This is a genomic window from Microcoleus sp. N9_A2, from assembly GCF_036701775.1.
Taxonomy (GTDB): Bacteria; Cyanobacteriota; Cyanobacteriia; order Cyanobacteriales; family Microcoleaceae; genus Microcoleus.
The window spans coordinates 1-3,169 of sequence record NZ_JAUBRH010000128.1; the positions used below are offsets into that span (position 1 = coordinate 1).

Genomic DNA, 3,169 nt, shown 5'->3' on the forward strand with positions numbered 1-3,169 from the left:
TTGGGTATGGAAGTAATGCACGAGCGCAATGCTCACAACTTCCCGCTTGATTTGGCTGCTGGTGAAGTCACCCCAGTAGCAATGATTGCTCCTTCTATCAATGGCTAAGTTTTAGCTTTTGATTGACAAACAGCGCTCCTAGTAATAGGGGCGCTTTTTGTTTGGGGAAAAATATTTTAGAGACTTTATTCGGATATCTCGTCCGGTAAAATAACCGTTATAACTGACATCTTGCACTATTATTAATAAGTGTTTCACGGGCGGGCAGGATGCCGACCTCACAAGAACAAATGTACTGTTTGTGGAACAGGCAAGATGCCTGTTATTGAGAATGATCCAAGATGTCAGTTATAAATTTTGTAGTAAAGACTTCAGTCTGAGCGAGTTTGATGAGGACTGAATTCCTCACTATAAACCAATTTTATTCTGGTTGTTTGATCGGAAATAATATGATTAACAACTAACAACTAATAACTAATAACTAATAACTAATGAGTGATGACTATTGAGTTTGAGCATTCCGATGCAGCCGGAAATGAGATTAGGTGTAAGGATTCCATGCACAAATGGCTTTCGGTGGTGGGGATTGGGGAAGACGGACTTTCGGGATTGAGCCCGATCGCCCGATCGTTACTCGATAGATCTAAAATCGTTGTCGGGGGCGCGCGCCACCTCGCAATGCTACCAACCGACGACACCCGCGAAAAATTAGTTTGGGCTTCACCCCTACAAACAACCATTGACGACATCATCCGCAGGCGCGGAGAATCTGTCTGCGTGCTAGCAAGCGGCGATCCGATGTGTCACGGAATTGGTGTCACGCTGTCGCGCCGGATTCCCATTTCGGAAATGACTGTGATTCCCGCAGCATCGGCTTTTAGTCTGGCTTGCGCGCGTTTGGGTTGGGCGCTGGCGGATGTTGAGACTTTCAGCTTAACAAATCGCCCGATCGCCTCGATCGCCCTTGCTTTGTCTCCCGGCGCGCGCTTGCTAGTCTTGAGTGCCGATCGACATACACCGGGAAAGGTCGCCGATTTGTTGACACTGCGGGGGTTTGGCAGCAGTTTGATGACTGTGTTCGAGCGGATGGGGTCGGAGGCGGAACGGCGGATTGAGGGGGTTGCAGCGGCTTGGAATGTGGCGGATTTGGCGGATTTGAACACGATCGCCATTGTAGTTGCAGCCGATCGACAAACTCTTATCCTCCCCCGAACTGCGGGTTTGCCGGATGCTGCATATCGCCACGACGGACAACTTACCAAGCGGGAGGTGCGAGCCGTTACTCTGTCAGCGTTAGCGCCGATTCCGGGGGAGTTGCTGTGGGATGTGGGCGCTGGCTGCGGCTCGATCGCGATTGAGTGGATGCGGAGTCATCGGAGTTGTCGGGCGATCGCGATCGAACGCCATCCAACTAGACTGGAATACATTGCTGAAAATGCCTCTAAATTTGGTGTTCCCGAACTTAAAATCGTGGCGGGAGACGCACCGGAAGCTTTGGCAAATTTGCCGCAACCGGATGCTATTTTCATCGGCGGCGGTGTCACCGCAGAAGGTTTGCTAGAAACTTGTTGGAATGCTTTAGGTGAAGGCGGCCGTTTGGTGGTAAATGCGGTTACTGTTGAAAGCGAACTTACGGTGCTGCAATGGCATTCTTTGCACGGCGGCGAACTGATTAGAATTGGGATTCAGCGCACGGGGGCGATCGGCTCTTTTGTGGGTTGGAAACCGCTGGCACCGATTACTCAGTGGGCGGTAGTTAAGTAGGTCATTGCGAAAAAACAATAGTATCTTGTAGATACTGTCTTGATCTGTCGGCTCTCCCGAACTTATGGTGATAACTTTATCTAATTAGAGAAGCAAGCTAATACGCGATTTCTAAAATTTTCAAAATTAGAAAAGCCATACCCTTGTCGCATAATCAACTTAATTCGATTGTTGATTCCTTCCATTACTCCACTTGTTGTCCGATGAATAAAGTAGTTACAAATACCCTCAAAATAATTTTCAATTGTTGATGCAGATTCTCTAAAAAACACTTGTGATGATTCAACCACTCTTTGATTTTTTTCTGCCCTTTTTCGACAGTCAAGTTAGTTTCATATATTCTTCTAAAATTTTCCTTCATCTCATACGCAATCCTCAACCATTCTGATTTCTTTAAGGTCAATTCTAATTTATCAATCTGCTCTGGATCAAGATTTACCCATTGCTCAACAATAAATATTTACTACATCTATCTGTGATTCCTGCTGCTCTACGCAATTTATTTAAATCTCGATTTACCACTTTCATTACATGAAAACTGTCAATAACAATTTGAGCATTTGGGAATACTTTTTTGATAACTTTAGGGAATCGTCCCCACATATCAACACTCACTTCCTCAACTTGTTCTCGAACCTCAATTGCTTGTGCCATCAGGACTTCAATGATTTCTTCGGAGCGATGAGAATCAATCATTTCAATTAAATTACCTTTGGAAATGTCACTAACAACAGTCACAAAATTTCCTTGACCTTTCCGCATACTTATCTCGTCCAGAGAAATTCGTTTAACTGTTCCCAACTTGTTTTTTTTTGAATTTTGTTTACCTGATCAAATATTCCTTTTATTTCGTCATAACTTAGTTCTTCTTTTCGTCCAATTTGCTCCATACTCGATTGTTTGACACGCTCATAAATATTTGTTCGTATCGTTGAGTATGCCGTCTTTTAATGTCCAGAAAATTTATTTTTTCTGTGGGATAACGTTGGCAATTAGAACAGTAAAACTGCCGTCGTGGGATTTTTAAATACACAGGACGACCAAATACTGGTAAATCTCTTACTAAGATTGGTCGATTCTAATGCAGTTTTTCGGTATAATTTTGACAATGATGACAAACCATACCTTCTCCTACAATTCTCAGTCCTAATAAAACTTTTCCCTCAATTTGAGTACAACTTTCAACCTTTACTCCAGGCAAGTCTAATATATAGTCCAAATAAAAATCCATGACAGTAAATGTATTGTTTGTTACATTATATACCATAAAGTCAGGAGAGCCGTCAAAAAGACTTTCATGTCGTTTTACTGAAAGAAGAACGTGGCTCAAAACCCAAAAAGTTCACTAATAATACCGCAGGGTTTGAGAGCTTAAATCAGTGGCTCAAAAAGCAAGGTGTCGAAG

At 43.5% G+C, this 3,169-nt stretch carries 4 protein-coding genes and 1 pseudogene; 2 read left to right on the plus strand and 3 right to left on the minus strand.

The genetic code is table 11. The annotated features are described in order from the left end of the window. Both QUA44_RS30175 and cbiE read left to right on the plus strand, forming a co-directional pair. Positions 1-108, plus strand: a 108-nt coding sequence (locus QUA44_RS30175) for a photosystem II protein D1 (protein WP_333254063.1), incomplete at its 5' end; no start/stop codon positions are given. Between the two features lie 390 nt (positions 109-498). Continuing rightward, a complete protein-coding gene (cbiE, locus tag QUA44_RS30180) occupies positions 499-1,764 on the plus strand; it encodes a precorrin-6y C5,15-methyltransferase (decarboxylating) subunit CbiE (protein WP_333253966.1) in 1,266 nt (421 codons plus the stop codon). An 80-nt stretch (positions 1,765-1,844) separates the two neighbouring features. Here cbiE and QUA44_RS30190 read toward each other — a convergent pair. The 3 genes and pseudogenes from QUA44_RS30190 to QUA44_RS30870 form a co-directional block, all read right to left on the minus strand. After that, positions 1,845-2,167, minus strand: a pseudogene (locus QUA44_RS30190) (ISL3 family transposase). Between the two features lie 32 nt (positions 2,168-2,199). After that, positions 2,200-2,526 carry a transposase gene (locus tag QUA44_RS30195; RefSeq protein ID WP_333276863.1) on the minus strand — a complete coding sequence of 109 codons (327 nt, stop codon included), beginning with the start codon at positions 2,524-2,526 and terminating at the stop codon, positions 2,200-2,202. Positions 2,527-2,623: 97 nt separating this feature from the next. After that, positions 2,624-2,833 (minus strand): transposase family protein, encoded by a 210-nt coding sequence (locus QUA44_RS30870; RefSeq protein WP_445243720.1) that lies wholly within the window; start codon positions 2,831-2,833, stop codon positions 2,624-2,626. Positions 2,834-3,169 lie beyond the last annotated feature (336 nt).

Coding starts and splice junctions, on each gene's coding strand:
- cbiE (WP_333253966.1), top strand. CDS start 499: ATGACTATTGAGTTTGAGCATTCCGATGCAGCCGGAAATGAGATTAGG.
- QUA44_RS30195 (WP_333276863.1), bottom strand. CDS start 2,526: ATGCGGAAAGGTCAAGGAAATTTTGTGACTGTTGTTAGTGACATTTCC.